We start from the raw sequence: 19,067 nt of genomic DNA, 5'->3' as shown, positions 1-19,067 counted from the left end.
AAAAGCCCCCTGTGACAGACGTCTCAGGGGGCTTTTGTTTGCTCAGACCAGCACTGGGAGGGGCCTACGCTGAACCCGTGCAAACAATCGCTGCATTTCATCGTCTCCGACCTTGGCCATCTTGGCCCAGACCGCACGGAAATAGAGCTCACCGGTCAGGCGTGCAAAGTCATAGGCCATTTCGGCTGGCGTTGCGCTTGCCGCGACCTCGGCCCGCATGGCGCGCCAAGTGTCCCGTATCGCCAAGACGGCCGCGTCATCGGTCAGTTCACCGATCAGATCGTCGAAGCCATCAGCCGCACCTGGTAGTTTGAGCCCGCGTGTAGCAATCGTCAGGTCATGAATACCATTCGCGCCTTCATAGATCGAGCAGATCCGCGCATCGCGCCACGTCTGAGAGACCCGATATTCGGTCAGATAGCCGTAACCGCCAAGGATCTGCATTCCCAGATCAGCGCTGCGCGTACCCGCATCGGTGCAGAACACCTTGCACACCGGCGTCAGGAAATCGACCAGCGCAGGGCGCGCGTCCAAATCCATTTCGACCATTGCCACGTGCACCATCGCCCGCGCCCCCAAGGCCAGCATCCGCTGTTCATCCAGCATGCGGCACACATCAGGGTGATCGGAGAGCACAGCAGGGCTGCCATCAGATTTACGGCCTTGGGTCCGGTCAGCGGCATAGGTTGACGCAACCTGATAGGCGCGGCTGGCATGGGCGACGCCTTGCAAGGACACATCGATCCGCGCGTGGTTCATCATGGTGAACATGGCCATCAGGCCCTGCCCTTCGGCCCCGACCAGCTCTGCCCGCGCCCCGTCAAAGGACATCTGGCACGTCGGCGAGGCATGTAGGCCGAGCTTCTCTTCGATCCGCGTCACGGTGATGTCGTTCCGGATGCCGTCATTTTCCGACAAGCACAGGAACAGGGACAGGCCTTTGACGCCATCCTCCATCGCGCCGGTGCGGGCCAGCACCAGATGGAAGATGCCTTCGCTCATGTCTTGATCACCGCCAGAGATGAAAATCTTCTCGCCGGTAATCTTGTAGTGATCACCATCCTGCACCGCCTTGGTCCGCACACGGCCCAGATCACTGCCCGCGCCCGGTTCGGTCAGACACATGGTGGCGAGCCAGCGCCCCTCCGCCAAGGGTGGGATGTAGGCAGATTTCTGATCCTCGGTCCCAAAGCGCATCAGGGTCGAGATGGCCCCCGGCACCAGGTTGCAGACCATTTGCATCGAGTGGTTCGCGCCGCTGAAAATTTCAGAAACACAGGCAGCCGTCACGTGGTCCGCCTGCATTCCGCCAAATTGTTCGGGCGCGGTCAGCCCCTGCCAGCCGCCTTCGGCCAGCTGGCTATAAGCGTCGCCAAACCCGTCGGGCATCCGAACGCGGCCATTTTCCAGACGGCACCCCTGTGCATCGCCGGACTCGTCAAGCGGGGCGATCACCCCTTCGGCAAAGCTGGCAAAATGGGTTATCACGCCTTCGGCCAGTTCGTCATCCCAGTCAGGCAAACGGTCGACATCGGCCACTTTGCGCAGGCTGAACAGGATATCGTCAACGGGGGCGGCAAAGGGAACCATTACTCCGTCACCCCCAGCAGACGCATCGCATTCTCTTTCAAGATCAGCGGGCGCACTTCATCCTTGAAATTCTGCTTATCGAATGCATCCAGCCATTTCTCCGGTGCGATCATCGGCCAGTCCGAACCAAACAGCATCTTCTTTTTCAAGAGCGTATTCGAATAGCGGATCAGTATCTCGGGGAAGTACTTCGGCGACCAACCCGACAGGTCGATGTAAACGTTTGGCTTGTGGGTCGCGACCGACAGCGCCTCTTCCTGCCAGGGGAAGGACGGGTGCGCCAGAATGATCGGCATGTCGGGAAAATCCACCGCCAGATCGTCGATATACATCGGGTTCGAGTACTTCAGGCGCATCCCGTTGCCGCCCTTCATCCCAGACCCTACGCCGGTCTGACCAGTGTGGAACAAGGCGGGCTTGCCGGTTTCCGCAATCGCTTCGTACAGGTCATAGGCCATCCGGTCGTTGGGGTAGAAGCCCTGCATGGTCGGGTGGAACTTGAAGCCCTGAACGCCGTAATTTGCCACCAGATCGCGGGCCTCGCGGGCCCCTAGCTTGCCCTTGTGGGGGTCGATGCTGGCGAACGGGATCAAGATATCGTCTTCCTTGGCGCAGGCTTCGGCGACCTCGTAGTTGTTGTAGCGGCGGTAACCGGTCTCGCGTTCTGCATCGACAGGAAAGATCACGGCGGCGATGTTCATTTCGCGGTAATGAGCTGCCGTCTCGGGGATGGTCGGCGGGTGGCTCCACGGGGCGCCAAAGTATTTGGCCATGGTGCTTTGCAGCTCGTCATAGCCGTCATCAGCGTGGCAGCCGCAGCTTTCCTCGGCGTGGGTGTGGAAATCGATCGCGCGAACTTTGGAGAAATCTACCATTGTGTCACCTCACACCCGGATCAGCGCCGGGTCTTCGTTATCGTAAAGCCGCTCGAGCAGGTCGGCGCGGCGGGTAATGATTTTGCGGACGTTTAGGCTGCCCTTGTCCGTGATCTCGTGATCTTTGACCGAGGGCGGTTCGGACAAGATAATAGCGCGGCTGATCCGCTTTGCAGATCCTGTGGCATTATGCGCCATCTCCCGAAGCCGCTCTTCGAGTTCGGCCTGAAGGATCGGGTCGATGACCGCTCCTTCGGAGGTGTTGTCGCCATGCACGTGATCGGGACGCGGGAAGATAAACAGGCCGATCTGGTCGCGGTCGTGACCGCAGATCACAACGTCTTGCACCAAACCACGCAGCCCTTCCAAGGCTTCGAGACGCAGTTTGCCCGCCTGCACCCAAGTCCCGGTCAGCAGCTTGAAATCCTCGGAAACGCGGCCATCAAAGGTCAGGCCCCGCTCGGGGTCGTCGTTATTCACAAAGCGCACAGCGTCGCCGGTGATCAAGAAACCCTCTTCGTCAAAGGCTTCGGCGGATTTCTTTTCGTCGCCCCAATAGCCGGTCATGACGTTCGGGCCTTTGACGCGCACTTCGCAGCGCATTTCGTCGTCGGGCAGCAGTTTCACAACAGTTTCGGGCAGCGGCACGCCAATCACGCCGGAGCGGCCGATAGGCTCGTGCACCATGATCGTCGCGGGGGCGGTTTCGGTCATGCCCCAGCTCGAAATCATCAGCGGCAGACGGCCACGGACTTCCATTGCCATCTCTTCGAGACGGGTCCAGACGTCCTGCGGCAGCGACGCGCCAGCATAGAAGATCAGGTCAAGATCACGGAAATACGCTTGGCGCAGGTCAAGATTAGTCTCCATCTCATGGACAAGCATCGCAAAGCCAACGGGCACGTTGAAAGACAGCGTCCCGGGTTTGTCGATGATGTTCTGAACGGTGTGCTTGAAGCCCGACTTGGTCGGTTTGCCGTTGTCGATGTAGAGACTGCCGCCATTTGCCAGCATCATGTACGCGTTGTGCGATCCGCCGAACACGTGGTTCCAAGGCAGCCAGTCGGTGATGCTGGGGGCTTTTTCCTTGAGGAAGGGCATGACAGACGCCATCTGCGCCTGGTTCGCGCACATCATGCGCTGGGTGGTCAGAACGCCCTTGGGGTCCGAAGACGAGCCCGAGGTGAACAGGATTTTCGCCAGCGTATCAGGGCCGACAGTGGCGTGCACCGCGTCCAGATCGACGCTCTCATCACCCGCCAGCAGATCGGCAAAGGGGGTCACTGCAACAGGCGCGCCTGCGGTCATTGAAGCCACGATTTCCACGTCCGCCAGCTCTGGACGCTTCAGCGCCTCGGCGTAGCGGCCCGCGTCATCGACAAAGGCCATTGCCGGTTTGACCTTGTCCAGCACGTAGACCAGACGGGCGTGTGCCTCGGGGATCAGCGAATACTGTTCGGCCAGCGGCACAGTCGGAACGCCGGCCCACTGTGCGCCCAAGGACAGCAGCGCGTGGTCGACACCATTGCCGGACATGATCACGATCGGTGTCTCTTGGCCCAAACCGCGAGCCGCCAGAGACGACGCAATCGCTTTGACCTGCTCCAGCAGCGCCGCGTAGGTCACTTCGCGCCAGCTGTCCCCTGCCCGCTCTGCGATATAGACCTGATCGGGTGTCTTGGCCGCCCACTGTTCGATCCAGACGCCAGTGTGATCAACGATCGGATCACAGGCAACGTTCGAGCACATTTCGAGAGTGCTGTCGCGGCGGTCGAGCCGGACAGAGTGCGGGACCATGGTCAGCCCCGTAATCTCATTTTTCATAATTCCCCCTCTGGGCCCTCCCGCCCTTAGTCGGATTGTTCCGTAGCGCCGATGCGCCACAACAGGTCTTTCAATGTCTTTTGCTCGTCTTCGGTCAGGGCCGACAGCATCACACGTTCATGTTCGTGCACGGTCGCTACCGCCTTTTTCCAGAGCTTCTGCCCCGCGAGCGTGGCCCGCAAAGCATAGGAGCGCCGGTCACCCGGGACGCGATTGCGCCCGATCAGATCGGCATTTTCCAACTCGTCCACCAGCACCACCACGCCAGACCGTTCGATACGCAGTGCCTGCGCCAGCTGGGTCTGGGTGATGTCTGGATGGGCGTTGATGATGGCGAGCGCAGAAAACGTCGCCACACGCAGCCCCAAAGGTTCGATCGTCTGGATCATGTCATCGCGGATCAGCAGGTAGCTGTGCTTCAAGCTGTAGCCGTAGAATTGACGCAGAACTTCGTCATTCGGAGCGGGTGCCGCTGCAGTCTGTTTCCGTGCCACTTTCGCCATCATCCTTCTCCTGCTTAGCCGGCCACTATGGCGACCAGCCAATAGCTGAGCGCTGGAAAGCTGACCAGTAGCGCGATCCGGCAGAACTCTGCGATGATGAACGGGGTCGTTCCGCGGAATATCTGACCGGTCGGAATATCCTTGGCCATGGCCGAGATCACGAACAGGTTCATCCCGACAGGTGGCGTGATCAAGCCCATCTCGACGACCACCAGCGTGATAATCCCGAACCACATGGCCTGCTGTTCCGGCATCAAGCCAAAGTCCAGCGCCATTACGGTCGGAAAGAACACCGGCACGGTCAAGAGGATCATCGACAAGCTGTCCATGACGCAGCCCATGATCAGGTAGAACACGATCATTCCCAGCATCACCGTCATCGGCGCGATGTCCGCATTACGGAAGTAGTCGGCCACTTCGGCAGGCATCTGGCTGAGCGCAAGCGCCACGTTGAAGATGTCCGCACCGAACACGATGGCAAAGATCATCGCGGTCGAACCGGCTGTGTCAATCAGGCAGTCCATGAGTTCACGGAAGCTCAGGCCTGCTTTGAACAGACCCACGGCCAGTGTCATCACCACGCCGACAGACGCGCCCTCGGCCGGAGTGAAGAAGCCACCGTAGATACCGCCAAGCACCACCACAAAGATCGCGACCACGTGCCAGATTTCACCCAGAGATTTCAGGCGGGTTTTGAAGTCTGCCTTCTCGTGGGTCGGGCCCTCTTCGGGATAGAGACGCACGTAAACCATGATCGCGATGAAGAAGCCGATCACAGCCAGAATGCCGGGGATCGTCGCGGCCAAGAACAGCTTTACGATGTTCTGTTCGGTCAGCAGAGCATAGATGATGAGCACCACCGAGGGCGGGATCAGAATACCCAGTGTACCCCCTGCCGCGAGAGACCCCGAGGACAGAGCGCCCGAATAACCATGCTTGCGCATCTCCGGCAGCGCGACTTTAGCCATGGTCGAGGCAGTCGCCAGCGACGAGCCAGAGATCGAACCGAACATCGCACAGCCTGCCACAGCCGCCATCGCCAGACCGCCACGGAAGTGACCAATCCACGCGTTTGACGCTTGGAAGATCGCGCCAGAGATACCGGTGCGGGTCGCCAAATGGCCCATCAGGATGAACAGCGGCACAATCGCCAGTTCATAGGACATGAACTTGTCGACCCACGCGGTATTGAAATACGCCATCAAGGCATAGGGGCTGGCCAGAACCGAATAGCCCACAGCGCCCACAGCCCCCATCGCCAGCGCGATAGGCATGCGAATGAAGATCGCCAGCAAGAGGACGATCACCATGATTGTTGCAATTACCGTCGCGTCCATCAGGTTCGCTCCATTCCGCGCATGGATGAAAAGATCATCGGCAGGCTCATGGCAAAGGCTACGATCGCCGACAGCGCGGTACCAAAGACTGCAGGTACATAGACCCACCAGACAGGCGCCCGCAGCAGCATGGTCTTGTCACCGTAGCTGTGGATTTCCTCGAGCCCGATCGACAGGCGCCAGCAGAGTAGACCCCAGACAAAGGCAAACAGCAGGGTCCAAATCCCGTCCAAGCGACGCTGCGCCTTGAAAGGCATCCACGCGGTGAACAGATCCACCATCACATGCCCTTTGTTCAACTGGCAGAGAGGCAAGAATAGGGACGCACAGGCCGCGCAGACCAACTCGACCAATTCGAAGTCCCCGCGCACACCGCCGAGACCCAGATTTCGCATGATGACAGACGCGGTCACCACAATCGCCGCCCCGAAGATCGCCAACCCGCCGATACCGGCCGAGGTCCAACAAATGGGGCGCAGGATCTTGAACAAGGGGCCTTGGACCCCTTGCCAGTCCTCGTTTTCGAGGCGTTCTGCCATGACTTATGCGTCCAGCAGTTCGTTTGCGCGGGCCAGAATGGCGGCACCGTCCAGACCACGATCGTTGAGCTTCTGCACCCAAGCCTCGTGGATCGGCATCGCCTTTTCCTGCCATTCCGCGATGGTCTCGGCGGGGATTTCCGCGATGGTGTTGCCCTGCTTTTCCACGACCGATTTGCCAAAGGCTTCGAATTCGTCGAACTGCTTGCCGATGCGCTGGGACAGCGCCATGCCCGAGTGATCGTCGATCACTTTCTGGACGTCGGGCGACATCTTGTCGTACGAACGCTGGTTCATCACCAGAGAGAAGGTGTTGCAGTACAGGCCGCGCGATCCAGCCGCAGGCTGCGACGTGGTGCTGGTCAGTTCTTGCAGTTTGAACGCGGGCACAACCTCGTATGGTAGACAGCAGCCGTCAATCACACCGTTCGACAAACCAACAACCATTTCGGTCACGGGGAAGAAGACAACCTCGGCCCCCAGCGCGGTCAGCATTTCGCCGGTCGCCTGGTTCGGTGCGCGCAGCTTCAGACCCTGAAGGTCAGCGGTGCTGGTGACAGGACCGCCGCGGGTGTGAAGTTTACCGCCATCGTGGGTGTGGAAGGCCAGCGTCTTCATGCCGCTGTATTCGCCTTCGCCGAACTCATCCATCAGGGTCTGCATGACAACCGACGTCTTCTCGGCGTTCTTGACCATGAAGGGCAGCGCCATGGTTTCGGCAACGGGGAAACGGTCGGGGGTGTAGACAGGCAGGGTCCATGCGATGTCGCAGATGCCCTGACGTGTCTGGTCTGCCAACTGCGGCGGCTTGCCACCCAGCTGCATCGAGGGGAACATCTGCACGTCAATCGCACCGTTCGACGCTTCTTTCAGCTCGGCCGCCCACGGTTCAAAGAACTTGCTCTGCATCGGTGCCACGGCGGGCAGGAAGTGGTGCAAACGCAGGGTGATTTCGGCAGCGTTGGCGCGCGACAGAAGCGCAGGGGTTGCCAGTGCGGCACCCATGGTTGCCATCATGCTACGGCGGGTAAAGTTCGTCATTCTCAGGGCCTCCCTATCGTCCTGTGGGTCGAATGAAATCTGTGTGTCCGCCCCCTCCTCTTTGGGACGGACAAATCTCGTGGCGTTACCGGAAGACCGGCGCACGCTTTTCGAGGAAGGCTTTCAAGCCCTCTTCTGCATCTTCGCTGGTCTGGGACACCGCAGCGCACAGGCTTTCGGTGAACAGCCCGTCAGCCTTGGACATGTCGTTGATCCGGCTGATCGCGTTGATCATCATGTAGTTGGACAGGCTCGCGTTTTTCGCGATCTTCGCGGCCAGCTTGCGGGCCAGTGGCATCGCCTCACCTTCGCCAACCGAGTAGTGCGTCAGGCCCAGAGTGAAGCCTTCTTCGGCGTTGTACTTGCGGCCCGTCAGCATCATCTCGCACATGCGGTCGGCCCCAAGGATACGTCCCACGCGCACAGTCGCGCCGCCGCCGACAAAGATGCCGCGCATGCCTTCGGGCAGCTGGAAGATCGTGCTGGGTTCGGCGATCCGCACGTGTGTGCTGGTTGCCATCTCCAAACCGCCACCGATCACCGCGCCATACATAGCCGAGATGACAGGCAGACCGCTGAACTGGATCAGGTCCATCACGCGGTGCCAGTTGCGGCTGTGGCGCATGGTGCCTTCGGCATTGCGAGCCACATGCTCGGACAGGTCGAGGCCCGAGCAGTAGTGCCCTTCGGTGCCGGTCAGGATGACGACGCGCACGCCCTCGGGCGGGTTCGAGAAAAACGCGTCAATCGCGTCCAGCAACTCGTCGCACATCGCGTTGCGCTTGCCGGGGCGGTTCATGGTCAGAGTGGCGATCGCGCCATCAATCTCGACCTTCAGGTATTCGGTGCTCTGAGACATCGATGTTCTTTCTTCTTACTTGGCTGGCATACGGGCAGAGGCATCCAGACGGATGACAGTGCCGTTCAGCATGGAATTTTCGACGGTTTGCTCGACCAGACGCGCGTACTCATCAGGCATGCCCATCCGGCTGGGGAACGGAATGCTTTTGCAAATCTCGGCGCGAATGTCGTCGGGCAGTCCGGCGCTCATGGCGGTCTCGAACAGGCCGGGTGCGATGGCCACCACGCGGATGCCAAAGCGCGCCAGCTCACGTGCGGCAGGCAAGGTCATCGAGGCGACGCCCCCCTTGGACGCCGAATACGCCGCCTGCCCGATCTGGCCATCCTCGAACGCGACCGACGAGGTATTGATGATCACACCGCGCGAGCCATCTTCGTCCAGCGGATCGACCTTGGCCATCTCGCGGGCCGCGATATTCAGGACGGTATAAGTGCCCAATAGGTTGACTTTCAGGGCCAAGGCAAAGCTGTCGATGGTCAGCGATCCATCCCTCGGCAGAATACGCGACGCGGTCCCGATCCCTGCGCAACTGACAACAATTGCTGGGGTTGCGCCCAAAACCTCGGCCGCTTTGGCAAAGCCTGCCTCGACCTGCTCCGCATTCGACACGTCCGCTGCGATGCCCACGCCGCCGATGCTATTGGCCACAGCGTCGGCGCGCTCTTGCGACAGATCGACGACGGCGACTTTGGCCCCTGCGGCGGCCAGACGGCGCGCGGTTGCCTCTCCAAGTCCGCTGCCACCACCGGTGACAAGCGCTACTTTGCCCTTGATATCCATGAATGTCCTCCCGTTGCCTGAAACGTGTCATGGAATTAATTGTTCTGTCAATGAACAATTATCCACTCTTCACGTTCCCGTCAGCCAACGCACCCCTTACACACAAAGCCGAATTACGAATGGCAGACACTCCTCCTGACGCAGAGGGTGGCCGAGAAAACATATATTGAAAATAGAGGAACTGAGCGCAGTCTGGTAGTTTTCGTGCATGCCGATCAAGCATAAGAGGAAGGGCGTCCGCAGATCAGCCCATCGCGAAAAAGCGAATAAGTGACTGAAAAAGCAGCCACAAAACACGCACTGATTACAACTTCCTGAGGGCAAACTGGTGCGCGGATCACACCTCTGGCGCGAAACGAGCTTTGTAAGCGAGCGGGGTCAGACCCTCTTTGGCTTTGAACCGTTTCGAGAAGTAGGAGGGGTCGGAAAACCCAAGCCTGTATCCCACTTCGGACACCTGCAACCGCGTGAAGGCCAGCAGCCTGCGGGCCTCTGCCATCATCGCGGCCTCGATATACACTGCTGCACCCTGCCCCGTCGCGTTGCGGCACAGCCGACTCAAATGGCCGGTCGTAATTGACAGCGCGTCGGCGTAATCTCGGGCACTCCACCCCTCGGACATGTGCGCAGCAATCAGGGCATCGAGTCGCTTGAGTCGGTCATCCGCGCCATCCCCCAGTTCCACCGGACTGGCCTCGGCCACCAACGACAGGATCGCCTGCGCCGAGGATACAAGGCTCTGCGCTCTGAATGCCCCGCGCCCCGCAAACAAGGTCGAGAGCACGGAACACAGGTTGCCAATCTCTGGCGTGATCTGCCCCAAGAAGGGCCGCGACAGCGCGCTCGTGATCTGACCGCCCTCGCCTGCCAACCCCAGAAACACACTGGTTGGAAAAGAGATCACCACACCTTGGGACCCACGGGTAAAGTTAAACCCGTGTACCACGTGGGGCGGCACAAAGAGATACCAGCCTGTGTTCAGGTGCCGCGTCGCACCATCGAGCGAGACTTCGGCGCTCCCTTCGTCCATCACGAACAGCTGCGCCATCTGGTCATGCCGGTGCGCTGAAATCGCCCAATCATGTTGGGCAGCGCGGTCGAAGTACTGCTCGCAATGCACCACATCCGGAAACACGGTGGTTTCCCCGAACAGGTTAAAGGAGGGGATGGGATGAGCGCTGGTCATGCGTGAAATGTGCCAGAAGGCACACAAAGCGACAATCTGCGAATCCACGAGCGGGCCATACTGCGGCGCAGAAACAAATCTACGCAATATTCATCGACACTGAGCGTTAGATACGCAAACTTCTTCGTAAAAACCCGCCAATCAGACCAGCATTCGAAACTCATACGCGGCAATCAAGCGCATGATTAAGGCAACGCGAATTCAGGAGAATACAATGCGTATCGGTTGCCCCAAAGAAATCAAGAACCACGAATACCGCGTCGGCTTGACGCCCGAAAGCGCGGCCGAGCTTGTGGCACACGGACATAGTGTGACCATGGAAACTGGCGCAGGCGATGGCATCGGCGCCAGCGATAACGCTTACATCGCCGCAGGCGCGACCATTGCGAGCGTGGACGAGGTCTTCGAGACTGCTGACATCATCGTCAAGGTCAAAGAGCCCCAAGAGGTTGAGCGCAAACGCCTGCGCGCGGACCAGACGCTCTACACTTATCTGCACCTTGCCCCTGACGCACCCCAGACCAATGACCTGATCGCCTCTGGTGCGACCTGCATCGCCTATGAAACGGTCACCTCTGCGCGCGGCGGCTTGCCCTTGCTGAAGCCGATGTCGCAGGTTGCCGGCCGGATGTCCGTGCAGGCCGGAGCGGCCGCGCTGGAAAAGGCCAAGGGCGGTCGCGGCGTTCTGCTTGGCGGTGTGCCGGGTGTAGCACCGGGCAAGATTGTGATCATCGGCGGCGGTGTTGTCGGCCGAAACGCGGCGCAGATGGCAGTTGGCCTTGGCGCGGATGTTACCATTCTGGACCGGTCGAATGACGTGCTCGAGAGCATCGACCAGCAGTTCGGCGGCGCGGTCAAGACAGTGTATTCGAGCCAAAGCCTGCTCGAAGCTGCAATCAAGGATGCGGATGTCGTTGTCGGAGCGGTCCTGATCCCCGGCGCAGCGGCCCCCAAGCTGGTCACTCGAGAGATGCTGAAAACCATGCAGCCCGGCGCGGTTCTTGTGGACGTGGCGATCGACCAAGGCGGCTGCTTCGAGACTTCGCGCGCAACCACACATGCCGATCCGATCTATATCGAGGAAGGCATCGTGCACTACTGCGTTGCCAACATGCCCGGCGCCGTGGCCCGCACCTCGACCTATGCGCTTAACAACGCCACCCTGCCCCATCTGCTACAACTGGCGGATCTGGGTGTGGCCGAGGCGTTGCGCCGTGACCCCCACCTGTTGAACGGCCTGAACGTCGCCAAAGGGGTTGTGACCTGCGAGCCCGTCGCCGTGGCGCAGGACCTGCCCTACACGCCTGCCGCCGACATGCTGGCGCAACTCTGACCAAAACCGGCCCGCATCCGTATCAGGGTGCGGGCCGCGTGATCTGGCCCTCTGGCTCTTGGTCTGACCATATGCAACTCTTTGGCAAACAACCCAAGAGGCAGACTCGTGTTGGACCGCATCCGCGCCTTGTACGAAGGCGACAGCCACGCCGCGCACACCTTTCGCTATATTCTGTTGATCTTCGACCTTGTGACGATCGGGTTCGTAGTGGTCACGTCTTTCTTTACGCACACCCCGCTCATCGAGGCGATAGACGTGGTCTTTGGCATCCTGATCCTTGCCGATTTTATCGTGCGCTTGTGGATCGAACGTCACAAGAGCCGCTACCTGACGCGCTTGTCTACATGGGCTGACATCGTGTCCGTCGTGTCCTTTCTGGCACCCATCGCGGGCGAAGGCCTTGGGTTCCTGCGCGTGCTGCGTACGCTGCGACTGCTGCATACCTATCAGACGTTGGCGCGGCTGCGTCAGGACTTTGGCTATTTCCGCAAGAACGAGGACATCATTCTATCGTCAATGAACTTGGGTGTATTCCTGTTCATCATGACGGGCCTGATCTATGCCACCCAGTACGGCATCAATCCAGAGATCCGAAATTACGTTGACGCGCTATATTTCACGGTCACGACCCTGACCACGACCGGATTTGGGGACATCACGCTCGGCGGGCCATGGGGGCGGCTCCTGTCGGTTTTGGTTATGATCTTTGGCGTGACGCTGTTCTTGCGCTTGCTCCAAGTACTGTTCCGTCCGTCCAAAGTGCGCCAGGAATGCGATGTGTGCGGGCTGGTGCTGCACGACGCGGATGCGGTCCACTGCAAGCATTGCGGGACGGTGATCCATATCGAAACCGAAGGGAACGTCTGAGGGCGGGCGTTATCCGCGCACGTGGTCTCGGGCGACCGACATGGATTTCAAAACCATGTGACAGGGCTGGCCGACAGCCAGCTCCAGATCACGCGCGGCGCGTCTGGTGATCCGCGCCAGAACCTCGTCCCCGCCAATCGCAAGGTGCACGATCACGCCGGGCCCTTCGCCAGAGACGATGCGATCCACGACGGCGGGCAGGATGTTCTGCGCCGACAGCCCCTCGGGGCGAGCGCGGGACAAGATGACTTCGTGCGCCAGAACGCGGACACGCAGGGTCGTTCCGACCTCTGCTTTGACGCGCGGTAGCCAAATGGGGCCCGTCGCCGTTTCCAACTGTGTCAGACCATCGTCGTCGTGCGCAGAGACACGCGCCGTCAGCAAGGATGCCAGATCCCGCAGCCCCATCGCGCGAAGCGCCGCTGGATCAGACATAACCTCGGCTGTGGGGCCTTGGCGGATCACCCGCCCTTGATCGATCACAACCATTTGGTCGGCCAGCGCTTGGGCCTCGGCCATGTCGTGAGTGACCAAAATAACAGGCATCGATAGATCAGAGCGCAGCGCGATCAGCTCTGCATGCAGCCGTTCCCGCGTAACGCGGTCCACTGCAGAGAAAGGTTCATCCAAAAGCAGGACATCCGGCGCACGCGCCAAGGCCCGCGCCAAGGCCACGCGCTGCTGCTGCCCGCCTGACAGCTCGGCTGGTTTGCGTCCCGCCATATCCGGCAGGTTCACCCGCGCCAGCCAATCCAATGCGGCGCTAGATTTGTCGCGGACAGTGGCCGGCATCGCGGACATCACATTCTGCTTGGCCGTCATATGGGGAAACAGTGCGTAATTCTGGAAAACCACCCCGACTCGCCGACGATGGGCCGGAACATCAACCCCTGACGCAGTGCGAAGCCACGTTGCCCCGCTGCACAGAACCTCGGCGTCCTGCGGGGCCCAGAGCCCGGCAATTGTACGCAGAATGGTGGTCTTGCCCGACCCAGAATGGCCAACTAACGCCAGAACCTCGCCTTCCTTGGCCTCGAACGACAGATCAAGCGGGATGGGCGCAATGGCTTTTGCCGAAAAGCTCAGGCTCATGACAAGCGCCGCCCCACGCGTGCAGACAGCAAGTAGGTGATCCCAATGGTGAACAGCGAAATCCCCACAAGCACCGCCGACATAACAGCCGCGCCATCATAGTCAAAGGCCTGGACACGGTCATAGATCGCAATCGCGATGGTGCGCGTCTCGCCCGGAATGGACCCACCTACCATCAGCACAATCCCGAACTCCCCAAGGGTATGCGCAAACGTCAGGACCATCGCAGTCATCAAACCTGGCCAAGCCAAGGGCAACTCGACCTGCAACAGACTGCGCCACGGCGACATACCACAACAGGCCGCGGCCTCGCGAATATCTTGCGGGACAGCTTCGAACCCGCGCTGCGCGGGCTGGATCGCAAACGGCAGATTAAAGATGACCGAGGCCAGCACGAGCCCTTCGAAACTAAAGACCAAGGGCTGACCAAACGTCTGCTGCCAGAAATCCCCAATCGGGGCACCGCGCCCCAGCACCACCAAAAGGTAATAGCCGAACACCGTGGGCGGCAGGACCAGCGGCAGCATCACGAGCGCCTCGAACAATCCTTTGCCGCGAAAGCTTTGATAGGCCAGCACCCGGCCCATGATCACGGCGACGGGCAGCAGCAGGACAACCGTCCACCCCGCCAGACGCAGAGACAGAAAGAGCGCCGTCCAGTCCATCAGCCCCCCTGCGGCAGGGAAAAGCCATAGGTCGCGAGGATCTCTTTGGCCTCTGGGGACTGGACGTAGGCATAGAATGCTTCGGCCTCTGGCCCCGCCGAGGGCAAAAGCACCATGCGTTGCAGCAACGGATTGTGCCAGTCTGCCGCGATCAGATCGGATTGGCCCCGCGCCTTCAGTTCAGGCGCCAAAGCCAACGAATGCGCAATCAATCCCCCATCGGCATTGCCGGACACCGCAAACTGCGCGGCTTGAGCTACATTCTCGCCAAGGATCAAGTGCGGCTGGATCGCCTCCCACAGGCCGGCGTGCTGCAGGGCTTCTTTCGCGCGCTGACCGTAAGGGGCATGCTCTGGGTTCGCGATGGCAAAACGGGTTACGCGGCCGCCCTCTAACGCGGTCCGTAGATCGTTCAGGGTTCCGTCCGGCTTTAGAACAGAACCTGACGGCGCGATGAGCGATACCCTGCCTTCGGCATACAGCGTGCCAGCGTCACGCGTCAGACCGTCAGCGGCCAAATCCTGCACAAAGGTTTCGTCTGCCGCCATGAACATCTGATACGGCGCCCCTGCCCTGATCTGCCGCGCGAAGTTGCCCGTCGCGCCCAAAGTGATGCGCAACCCATGACCCGACTTCTGGGTGAAATGCTCTTGCAGATCAGCGATCGCAAAGGACAGATCGGACGCGACGGCAATGACCGGCATGTCAGAGGCGTCGGCCGTCTGGCCAAAAGCCGCAGCTGCCAGCCCAAGCATTCCGAATTCTCTGCGTGTCAGCCCCAAGACGCATTCCTTTCAATATTCCCCGCCGGAAATAACGCCATCCAAACAAGAGCCCGTCAACCGTTATTTTCCAGTGGCCATATCCGCGAGCAAGCCGTGCAGCCGGTTGATATCTTCGGCCCCGGAGGCGCTCGCGGTCGTTTCCACAGCACGATAGAGCCGCAGCACCTCGGCCCCCAGCGGCGTCAATGTCGCCCCGCCCCCGTTGCTGCCCCCTCGCGCGCTATGCACGACAGGTTCGCGAAACATCGTGTTCATCGTCCCCACAAGCAGCCAGGCCCGCTTGTAACTCATCCCCATCTCGCGACCGGCCGCAGAGATAGAGCCCGTGCGATCAATCCGCTCAAGCAATTCTGCTTTGCCCGGTCCAAGCATCGCATCTTGGCCAAACACAATTCTTAGACGGAGCGCGGGGCGTTCGGTTTCACTGTCCATATCGCAAGACTAGCCGAACCGCGCAAAAACGCTATCCGATAATGATTTGCGCTCGGTGGCATTTTATTTGTTTGGATCGTTAGCTTTGTCGCATCTCTGAAACGTTGGCGGTCTATCGGTACGCTACCCAACGTGTCGGTGAAATCGCGGGAAGTTTGCCAGACCTCGACACTCAAAAAGCCCGTGAAATCGCCTGTAACGAGTATCCTTTTCCCATTGAGCCGATCAAACGGCGCGAGAAAAAGAGGCGATCCCGCCCCTCGGGGCAGGATCGCCATGTCACCTCACTCGTCCCTTGTTCTTGTTTTTGTGGAACAATGTTGCGGCCCCTCCACCGCAAAACTCATACCTTTGGCGACAAACTCAAATAGATCTCGCGCCCCTCGACGCGAACCGGAAAAGAGGCCGTTTGGCCACTGTCCGCGCCTTGGGCCATCCCGCTCTCGAGCGAAATCACCCAGTTGTGCAGCGGACACGTCACGCAACCGTCATGGACGATACCCTGCGACAAAGGCCCGTTTTTGTGGGGGCATTTGTCCTCGAGGGCGAAGATTTTATCCTTGGCGGTGCGGAAGATCGCGATGGTCGTCTCGCCGTTTTTCACGCAGCGCGAGCCTTGGAGCGGCACGTCGTCGATGGTGCCGATCAGGCGCCAGTCCAGCTGGCTTTCGGTGACAGGGGCGTTCATTCTGCGGGCTCCATCGCTTCTTCGCCGAACACGGCCAAGGGGTTGAACTCGTGCTTGTCCACGCCGGACACGCGCTCGGACCACGGGTCGGTCTGGCTGAACTTCTGGCTATTGATGAAGCGCTCGTTATAGGCGCGGCGGCTGTCCAGATCGTCAAAGATCGCGGCCTTGACCGTGTCGTAGCCCACGCGGTCCGCCCACTTGTAGATGCGCTCCAGATAGAAGCCCTGTTCGCGGTACATCTGGGTCATCGCGCCTGCGATCTCCATGACCTCTTCTTCGGTCTTCACGGTGCCCAGTTTGGTCGTGCCTTGGATGTGCAGACCGGCCGCGCCGCCATAGACGATCTCGTAGCCGCTATCGACGCAGATCACGCCGATGTCCTTGCAGGTCGCTTCGGCGCAGTTGCGGGGGCAACCGGTGACCGCGAGCTTGACCTTGGCGGGTGTCCAAGAGCCCCACATGAACTTCTCGAGCTTGATACCGAGGCCGGTGGAGTCCTGCGTGCCAAAGCGGCACCAAGTGCTGCCCACACAGGTTTTGACCGTGCGCAGACCCTTGGCATAAGCGTGGCCCGAGACCATGCCAGCGGCGTTCAGGTCGGCCCAAACGGCGGGCAGATCCTCTTTCTTGACGCCCAAGAGGTCGATGCGCTGACCGCCGGTGACTTTGACATCTGGGATCTGAAACTTGTCGACCACATCCGCGATGGCCCGCAATTCGTCCGACGTGGTCATGCCGCCCCACATCCGCGGCACCACGGAATAGGTGCCGTCTTTCTGGATGTTGGCGTGGACGCGTTCGTTGATAAAGCGCGACTGCTGGTCGTCTTTGTACTCGCCCGGCCAATCGGCAAGCAGGTAGTAGTTGAGCGCCGGACGGCACTTTGCACAGCCGCCAGAGGTTTTCCACTCCAGCTCCTGCATGACCGCGGGGATCGATTTCAGGCCCTTGGCTTTGATCAGACGGCGCACATCGCCGTGACCCAGATCGGTACAGCCGCACATGCCTTCGACCTTCTTGGCGTAGCCGTCGCCAAGGGTGATCGCCATCACGCTTTCGACAAGACCGGTACAGGTCCCGCAAGAGGCCGAGGCTTTGGTGTGGGCGCGCACTTCGGCGAGCGAAGTCAAGCCCTTGTCCTGAATGGTTTTGACGATCTGGCCTTTGCAGATGCCGTTACAGCCACAGATTTCCGCGTCATCGGCCAGATTGGCCACAGCTGCCAGCGGGTCTGCCGCCGCGCCGCCTTGGTGCGCTTGACCAAAGATCAGGGTATCGCGGATTTCGCTGATATCCTGACCGGACTTCAGCATTTCATTGTACCACATGCCGTCGGTGACATCGCCGTACAGCACCGCGCCGACCACCTGATTGCCGCGCATGATCACACGGCGATAGGTGCCACGGTTCGCGTCGCGCAGAACCACGTCTTCCAGATCGGGACCGTCGCCGAATTCGCCCACGGAATAGAGATTTACGCCGGTGCCCTTCAGCTTGGTCGGTGTTTCTGCGTGGACAAAATCGTTGTCTTCCAGCTTGCACAGGTGGTGCGCTGCCGATTTCGCCATCTGATACAGCGGGGCCACCAGACCGTAGACGCGGCCGCCCACTTCGGCACATTCACCGACCGAGTAGATGTCCGGGTCCGAGGTGCACATGGCGCTGTCGGTCACAATCCCGCGGTTCACGTCGAGACCGGACTCTTTGGCCAGCTCCACATTCGGGCGGATGCCCACGGCCATCACAACCAGCGTTGCGTCGATGATCGTGCCGTCTTCCAGCTCGACCTGCTCGACCTTGCCATTGCCGTGGATCGCCTTGGTGTTGGCACCACAGCGCACTTCGATCCCGCGTCCTTCGAGTTCCTTTTGCAGCAGATAGCCCGCTGCGGGGTCCAGCTGACGCTCCATCAGGGTGGGCAACAGGTGCAGAACCGTCACGTCCATGCCGCGCATCTTGAGGCCAGCCGCCGCCTCGAGGCCCAAGAGACCGCCGCCGATGACAACCGCACGGCCGCCCTGCTCAACCGCCTTGAGCATGCCGTCCACGTCATCCAGATCGCGGTAGGCCAGAACGCCGTCCAGCTGATGGCCCGGTACAGGAATGATAAAGGGGTTCGAGCCCGTCGCCAGCACCAGCTTGTCATAGGGCGCGACGATCCCGCCTTCGGAGGTCACGGTCTTGCCCACGCGGTCGATCTTCACGACCTTTTCACCGCGATGAAGCGTGATCCCGTGCTCTTCGTACCAGCCGTCGCCGTGAATGATGATGTCCTCATAGGACTTCTCGCCGGACAGGACGGGCGACAGCATGATACGGTCGTAGTTCACTCGGGGTTCGGCGTTGAAAATCGTGACGTCGAACGCATCGCCCGCCAGATCGAACAGGTGTTCGAGCATCCGGCCAGGGGCCATACCGTTTCCAACAATAACAAGACGTGCCTTGGTCATAAGACTCTCCGGTTCGTGTGGCCGAGCGTCCAAAGGACTGCGATCAGGCCGAAGCAATGGGAACATGGATCAGTTCAGGAGTTTCCGAAGACCTCGGGATGCGAGGCCAGAAACAGCGTCATTGCTGCAACCCGTGACGGGTTAAGATCGGAAAAAGTCGCGCCGTTGCGACCAAGGTGTCGGGCGATACGCCGCCCGCTTGACTTCGGGAT

Annotated in this window: 18 protein-coding genes; 2 read left to right on the top strand and 16 right to left on the bottom strand. The window is 60.2% G+C overall.

All coding sequences use genetic code 11. The annotated features are described in order from the left end of the window. Positions 1-42: 42 nt before the first annotated feature. The 10 genes from N4A58_RS04410 to N4A58_RS04365 all read right to left on the bottom strand — a co-directional run bounded on the left by N4A58_RS04410 (position 43) and on the right by N4A58_RS04365 (position 10,537). Complete coding sequence (locus N4A58_RS04410) at positions 43-1,590, bottom strand: acyl-CoA dehydrogenase family protein (protein ID WP_293708121.1); 1,548 nt, start codon at positions 1,588-1,590, stop codon at positions 43-45. Next, positions 1,590-2,465 (bottom strand): amidohydrolase family protein, encoded by an 876-nt coding sequence (locus N4A58_RS04405; protein ID WP_293708120.1) that lies wholly within the window; start codon positions 2,463-2,465, stop codon positions 1,590-1,592. Before N4A58_RS04405 ends, N4A58_RS04410 begins: the two co-directional genes overlap by 1 nt. A 9-nt stretch (positions 2,466-2,474) precedes the next feature. After that, positions 2,475-4,289: a feruloyl-CoA synthase gene (locus N4A58_RS04400; RefSeq protein WP_293708119.1), complete on the bottom strand. Its 1,815-nt coding sequence runs from the start codon at positions 4,287-4,289 to the stop codon at positions 2,475-2,477. Between the two features lie 26 nt (positions 4,290-4,315). Then, a complete protein-coding gene (locus N4A58_RS04395; protein WP_072706378.1) occupies positions 4,316-4,792 on the bottom strand; it encodes a MarR family transcriptional regulator in 477 nt (158 codons plus the stop codon). Positions 4,793-4,806: 14 nt separating this feature from the next. After that, complete coding sequence (locus N4A58_RS04390; protein ID WP_293708118.1) at positions 4,807-6,129, bottom strand: TRAP transporter large permease; 1,323 nt, start codon at positions 6,127-6,129, stop codon at positions 4,807-4,809. Beyond that, on the bottom strand, positions 6,129-6,668 hold the full coding sequence (locus tag N4A58_RS04385; protein ID WP_293708117.1) for a TRAP transporter small permease: 540 nt from the start codon (positions 6,666-6,668) through the stop codon (positions 6,129-6,131). Before N4A58_RS04385 ends, N4A58_RS04390 begins: the two co-directional genes overlap by 1 nt. A 3-nt stretch (positions 6,669-6,671) precedes the next feature. Next, on the bottom strand, positions 6,672-7,709 hold the full coding sequence (locus N4A58_RS04380) for a TRAP transporter substrate-binding protein (protein ID WP_293708116.1): 1,038 nt from the start codon (positions 7,707-7,709) through the stop codon (positions 6,672-6,674). An 85-nt stretch (positions 7,710-7,794) separates the two neighbouring features. Beyond that, a complete protein-coding gene (locus tag N4A58_RS04375) occupies positions 7,795-8,568 on the bottom strand; it encodes a crotonase/enoyl-CoA hydratase family protein (RefSeq protein WP_293708115.1) in 774 nt (257 codons plus the stop codon). A 15-nt stretch (positions 8,569-8,583) separates the two neighbouring features. Then, positions 8,584-9,351, bottom strand: a complete 768-nt coding sequence (locus tag N4A58_RS04370) for an SDR family NAD(P)-dependent oxidoreductase (protein ID WP_293708114.1) — start codon at positions 9,349-9,351, stop codon at positions 8,584-8,586. A gap of 337 nt (positions 9,352-9,688) precedes the next feature. Then, positions 9,689-10,537: a helix-turn-helix domain-containing protein gene (locus tag N4A58_RS04365; protein ID WP_072706193.1), complete on the bottom strand. Its 849-nt coding sequence runs from the start codon at positions 10,535-10,537 to the stop codon at positions 9,689-9,691. Positions 10,538-10,751: 214 nt separating this feature from the next. On the opposite strand from N4A58_RS04365, the gene ald reads away from it, so the two are divergent. Further along, a complete protein-coding gene (gene ald / locus N4A58_RS04360; RefSeq protein WP_293708113.1) occupies positions 10,752-11,870 on the top strand; it encodes an alanine dehydrogenase in 1,119 nt (372 codons plus the stop codon). A 108-nt stretch (positions 11,871-11,978) separates the two neighbouring features. Next, positions 11,979-12,740, top strand: coding sequence for an ion transporter (locus N4A58_RS04355; protein WP_293708112.1), 762 nt, complete (start codon positions 11,979-11,981; stop codon positions 12,738-12,740). Positions 12,741-12,749: 9 nt separating this feature from the next. Here the strand turns inward: N4A58_RS04355 and modC are convergent, their stop codons facing one another. The 6 genes from modC to nirB all read right to left on the bottom strand — a co-directional run bounded on the left by modC (position 12,750) and on the right by nirB (position 18,855). Next, on the bottom strand, positions 12,750-13,832 hold the full coding sequence (gene modC / locus N4A58_RS04350) for a molybdenum ABC transporter ATP-binding protein (protein ID WP_293708111.1): 1,083 nt from the start codon (positions 13,830-13,832) through the stop codon (positions 12,750-12,752). Beyond that, complete coding sequence (gene modB, locus N4A58_RS04345) at positions 13,829-14,497, bottom strand: molybdate ABC transporter permease subunit (RefSeq protein ID WP_293708110.1); 669 nt, start codon at positions 14,495-14,497, stop codon at positions 13,829-13,831. The genes modC and modB overlap by 4 nt, the downstream gene beginning before the upstream one ends. Then, positions 14,497-15,252 carry a molybdate ABC transporter substrate-binding protein gene (modA, locus tag N4A58_RS04340; RefSeq protein WP_293708109.1) on the bottom strand — a complete coding sequence of 252 codons (756 nt, stop codon included), beginning with the start codon at positions 15,250-15,252 and terminating at the stop codon, positions 14,497-14,499. Before modA ends, modB begins: the two co-directional genes overlap by 1 nt. A gap of 90 nt (positions 15,253-15,342) precedes the next feature. After that, positions 15,343-15,714 carry a winged helix-turn-helix domain-containing protein gene (locus N4A58_RS04335; protein WP_293708108.1) on the bottom strand — a complete coding sequence of 124 codons (372 nt, stop codon included), beginning with the start codon at positions 15,712-15,714 and terminating at the stop codon, positions 15,343-15,345. Between the two features lie 343 nt (positions 15,715-16,057). Beyond that, on the bottom strand, positions 16,058-16,402 hold the full coding sequence (nirD, locus tag N4A58_RS04330) for a nitrite reductase small subunit NirD (RefSeq protein WP_293708107.1): 345 nt from the start codon (positions 16,400-16,402) through the stop codon (positions 16,058-16,060). Continuing rightward, the gene (gene nirB, locus N4A58_RS04325; protein WP_293708106.1) at positions 16,399-18,855 is read right to left on the bottom strand and encodes a nitrite reductase large subunit NirB; all 2,457 of its coding nucleotides are present in this window, start codon (positions 18,853-18,855) and stop codon (positions 16,399-16,401) included. The genes nirD and nirB overlap by 4 nt, the downstream gene beginning before the upstream one ends. Positions 18,856-19,067 lie beyond the last annotated feature (212 nt).

Source organism: Donghicola sp. (assembly GCF_025210255.1).
Classification (GTDB): domain Bacteria; phylum Pseudomonadota; class Alphaproteobacteria; order Rhodobacterales; family Rhodobacteraceae; genus Donghicola; species Donghicola eburneus.
This window is presented reverse-complemented; position numbering and strand designations above follow the sequence as displayed.

Coding starts and splice junctions, on each gene's coding strand:
- N4A58_RS04410 (WP_293708121.1), bottom strand. CDS start 1,590: ATGGTTCCCTTTGCCGCCCCCGTTGACGATATCCTGTTCAGCCTGCGC.
- N4A58_RS04405 (WP_293708120.1), bottom strand. CDS start 2,465: ATGGTAGATTTCTCCAAAGTTCGCGCGATCGATTTCCACACCCACGCC.
- N4A58_RS04400 (WP_293708119.1), bottom strand. CDS start 4,289: ATGAAAAATGAGATTACGGGGCTGACCATGGTCCCGCACTCTGTCCGG.
- N4A58_RS04395 (WP_072706378.1), bottom strand. CDS start 4,792: ATGGCGAAAGTGGCACGGAAACAGACTGCAGCGGCACCCGCTCCGAAT.
- N4A58_RS04390 (WP_293708118.1), bottom strand. CDS start 6,129: ATGGACGCGACGGTAATTGCAACAATCATGGTGATCGTCCTCTTGCTG.
- N4A58_RS04385 (WP_293708117.1), bottom strand. CDS start 6,668: ATGGCAGAACGCCTCGAAAACGAGGACTGGCAAGGGGTCCAAGGCCCC.
- N4A58_RS04380 (WP_293708116.1), bottom strand. CDS start 7,709: ATGACGAACTTTACCCGCCGTAGCATGATGGCAACCATGGGTGCCGCA.
- N4A58_RS04375 (WP_293708115.1), bottom strand. CDS start 8,568: ATGTCTCAGAGCACCGAATACCTGAAGGTCGAGATTGATGGCGCGATC.
- N4A58_RS04370 (WP_293708114.1), bottom strand. CDS start 9,351: ATGGATATCAAGGGCAAAGTAGCGCTTGTCACCGGTGGTGGCAGCGGA.
- N4A58_RS04365 (WP_072706193.1), bottom strand. CDS start 10,537: ATGACCAGCGCTCATCCCATCCCCTCCTTTAACCTGTTCGGGGAAACC.
- ald (WP_293708113.1), top strand. CDS start 10,752: ATGCGTATCGGTTGCCCCAAAGAAATCAAGAACCACGAATACCGCGTC.
- modC (WP_293708111.1), bottom strand. CDS start 13,832: ATGAGCCTGAGCTTTTCGGCAAAAGCCATTGCGCCCATCCCGCTTGAT.
- modB (WP_293708110.1), bottom strand. CDS start 14,497: ATGGACTGGACGGCGCTCTTTCTGTCTCTGCGTCTGGCGGGGTGGACG.
- modA (WP_293708109.1), bottom strand. CDS start 15,252: ATGCTTGGGCTGGCAGCTGCGGCTTTTGGCCAGACGGCCGACGCCTCT.
- N4A58_RS04335 (WP_293708108.1), bottom strand. CDS start 15,714: ATGGACAGTGAAACCGAACGCCCCGCGCTCCGTCTAAGAATTGTGTTT.
- nirD (WP_293708107.1), bottom strand. CDS start 16,402: ATGAACGCCCCTGTCACCGAAAGCCAGCTGGACTGGCGCCTGATCGGC.
- nirB (WP_293708106.1), bottom strand. CDS start 18,855: ATGACCAAGGCACGTCTTGTTATTGTTGGAAACGGTATGGCCCCTGGC.